Here is a 3,177-nt window from a genome sequence, read left to right as displayed (position 1 = left end):
CTCGCCCTCCAGCGCGCCCTGCGCCCCCTGAAGCGCACGGTGCCGGCGGCCCGCGCCCGACTCCTGGACGAGCGGGCGACGGCCGACCGCATCGCCCGGTTCGGCGCGCACCCGGACGTCTGGCTGCCCGTGCTGCGCCCGGCGCGCGAGCGCTGGCTGCGCCTCGCCCTCGTGCACGACACCGGCCCGACCATGCCGGTCTGGCGTCCCCTCGTGCGCGAACTGCACACCGTGCTGGCCCAGTCGGGCATCTTCCGCACGGTCACGCTCCACCCCGCCGGTCCCGACGGCCGGGCAGGGCACGTTCCCGACCCGGCCGACGGGCGCACCCTCACCCTGGTCGTCAGCGACTGCATGGGCCCGCAATGGCGCCCCGGCCCGGCGGGCGCCCGCTGGTACGCCACCCTGCGGCACTGGGCGTCCCGGATGCCACTGGCCGTCGTACAGCCGCTGCCGGAACACCTGTGGCCGACGACGGCGTTCCCGGCCGAGCCGGGCGTCCTGGCCTCGCCCGGCGCCGCGGCCCCGCCCGCCGCCCTCACCTTCGCCCCCTACGATCCCGACGCCGCCCGGCCGCACCCCGCCGCGTTCCCCGTGCCGGTCCTGGAACCGGGCGCCGGCTGGCTCGCCCACTGGGCCGCGCTGGTGGCCGGCCCCGGCGGCGCGCACACCCCGGGCGCGGCGGCCTGGCTGTCCCCGGCGCCGCCCGAACAGGACCGGGCCACCGAACCGGCGGACCTGCCCGCCAAGGACCTGGTGCTGCGGTTCCGGGCCACGGCCTCCCCCGAGGCCTTCCGCCTCGCGGGACATCTGGCGCTGGCCGACCCTTCGGTTCCGGTGATGCGCCTGGTGCAGCGCGCGGTGGAGCGCGACCCGCGCCCGCAGCATCTCGCCGAGGTGATCCTCAGCGGCATGCTCACCGCGATTCCGGGTCCGCCCGGCTCGTACGCCTTCCGTCCCGGAGTCGGCGAGCTGCTCCAGCGCACCCTCCCGCGCACCGCGCGTGGCCGCACCCGTGACCTGCTGGAACGGATGGGCCGCCTCATCGACGCACGGGCCGGTCTCGTCGCGGGCGAGTTCCGCGCGCGGACCGGCACCGGGAGCGCGGGGGCGGCGTTCGCGACGGTCAGCGAGGAAACGGTACGGCGGCTGGGCGCGGGCGCCGAGGACCCCGTACGGCAGACCGGTCAGGACGAGCAGGCCGGGCAGGACGGGCAGGACGAGCAGGACGAGCAGGACGGTCAGGACGAGCAGGCCGAGCAGGACGGTCAGGACGGTCAGGAGCGGAGTGACTGCCACGACGGCACGGCGCGGCCCACCCTCCTCTTCGAGACCGACGCCGACCTCGGCACCCGGCCCGAGGCGCGGATCAGTCTCGAGTACGCCGTCCACCAGGTCCTCTCCCGCGGCGGTCTGACTCCGCAGCAGTACGAGGTGCTGGTACGGCCCGACGGCTACCGCGTCCGCGTCGACCCCGGCGTCTTCCTGCTGCCGGTCCTGGCGGCGGCCCTGCGCTGGCTTCCCGGCCCCCTGACCGACCGCGCGGAGGCGGCCCCGCGGCTGCGGGTGACATTCCGGGACGGCGTCCCGGACGGTCAGGAAGCCGGTCGGGAAGCCGTTCTGCCGCAGGCGTCCGCCCCCGTGCTGGTGCTCGTGCCGCCCGCCCTCTACGAGGCCTTCGCCGACAGTTCCGCCGCCGCCGGGCCGCACCGCTTCCGCCCGCTGTACGGCTCCGCCCCCGACGCCCCGCCGCTCGCCTGGTACTGCCCGCTGCCCGCGCCGCGCGCCGAGGAGGAGCGGGATCTGGTGCGCGGGCCCTTCATCGCCAGGGGCTCCGAGCGGCCGGGCATACCCGTGCCGGGCCGGTCCGCCGTCGTGCACCTGTGGTCCGCGGGCCCGCTCACCCTCCTCGACCCGGCCGGACCGCACGCCGGACCGCACGCCGGACGGCCGGCGCGGCCGATGACGTACTACGAGGTGGACCTCACCCCGCACCACGCCGGCCTGCCCGTTTCGCTGCCCAGTTCGGGCAAGGGCGAGTTCGTCGGGACCGCCGAGCTGACCTGGTGGGTGGCGGACCCGGTGGCCTTCGTGCGGGCGGAGACCACGCGGGTCGCGGACCGGCTCCTCGCCCATCTGCTGGAGGCCGCGCCACGGATCACCCGGCATCACTCGCCGCGTCGCGCGGCCGGGGCGCAGCGCGCGCTGGACACCCAGCTGGGCAGGTGGCCGGTGCCGGGTCTCGCGGTGCGCTGCACGGTGCGGCTGGCGCCGGAGTGGGCGCCGCCGCCCGCGTCGCCGCCTGCCGCCCCGGCGACGGCGGCCTCGCCTGCCCGTCTCCTCGCCGGTGCCGACGCCGTACTGCTCGGCTTCGACGGTCCGGTGACCCGGCTGTTCACGGCGTCGGCGGCACGCGAGGCCGCACGGAACCTGCTGGCGCTCGCCGCGGCTCGGCGCGAGCCACGGGGCGCGGAGAACACGCGGGTCACACGGGACGCGTCAGAGGTTCCGGCGGCACGGGAGGCGCTCACGCATCCGCTGGACGTGCTGCGCGTCTACGCCCACGACGAGTTCGGGCCGCTGCTCAGGGCCCGCCTGGACGAACTGGAACTGGCGGCCGTCCCCCACGCGCCGACCACCCACAACAGTGTCGCCCTGGTACGCGCGTTGCAGGAGTCGGGGCGTCGGGTGGCCGTGGTGACGGACGTGTGCGAGGAGGCCGTGCGCCGCTATGTGGCGCCGTACCGGCTGCTGTTGGACGGGGTCCAGGGACGCGGCCCGCATCCGGCGCCGCTCATGCCCGACCCCGGCGGTCTGCTGCGGGCGCTGCGGACCCTGGGGGTCGGGGCGGACGCCGGCGTGCTGATCGGGTCGACGGTGGCGGAGCTGACCGCCGCTCAGCAGGCGGGCCTGCGGTTCGTCGGCCTCGCACGTAATCCGACCGTGGAGCAGGACCTGCGGGCAGCGGGGTGCGCGGTGACCGTGCGGTCGCTGACGGAGGTGCTGGAGGCGGCGCGCGCCCTGTAGAGGTCCGTCGGCCGGCGCCCCGCGCTGTGTGGTCCGCCGGCCGACGCCCCGCCCTGTTGAGGCCCGCCTGCGGGCGCCGCGGCTTGTAGTGGTCCGCCGGCGGGCGCCCGGACACAGGCCGGACCCCCATTCGGCGGCGCCCGCCGGCGG

1 protein-coding gene is annotated in these 3,177 nt (G+C 77.2%); it reads left to right on the top strand.

Translation table 11 applies throughout. From position 1 onward, the window contains the following. Positions 1–3,027 (top strand): SAV_2336 N-terminal domain-related protein (locus BZL64_RS40720; protein WP_208639606.1); only part of this gene is annotated, 3,027 nt, incomplete at its 5' end. Between the last annotated feature and the right edge of the window lie 150 nt (positions 3,028–3,177).

The organism is Streptomyces bobili, from assembly GCF_002154575.1.
Lineage (GTDB): Bacteria > Actinomycetota > Actinomycetes > Streptomycetales > Streptomycetaceae > Streptomyces > Streptomyces bobili.
The sequence above is the reverse complement of the archived record's forward strand: the minus strand, read 5'-3'. Positions and strand labels throughout refer to the sequence as shown.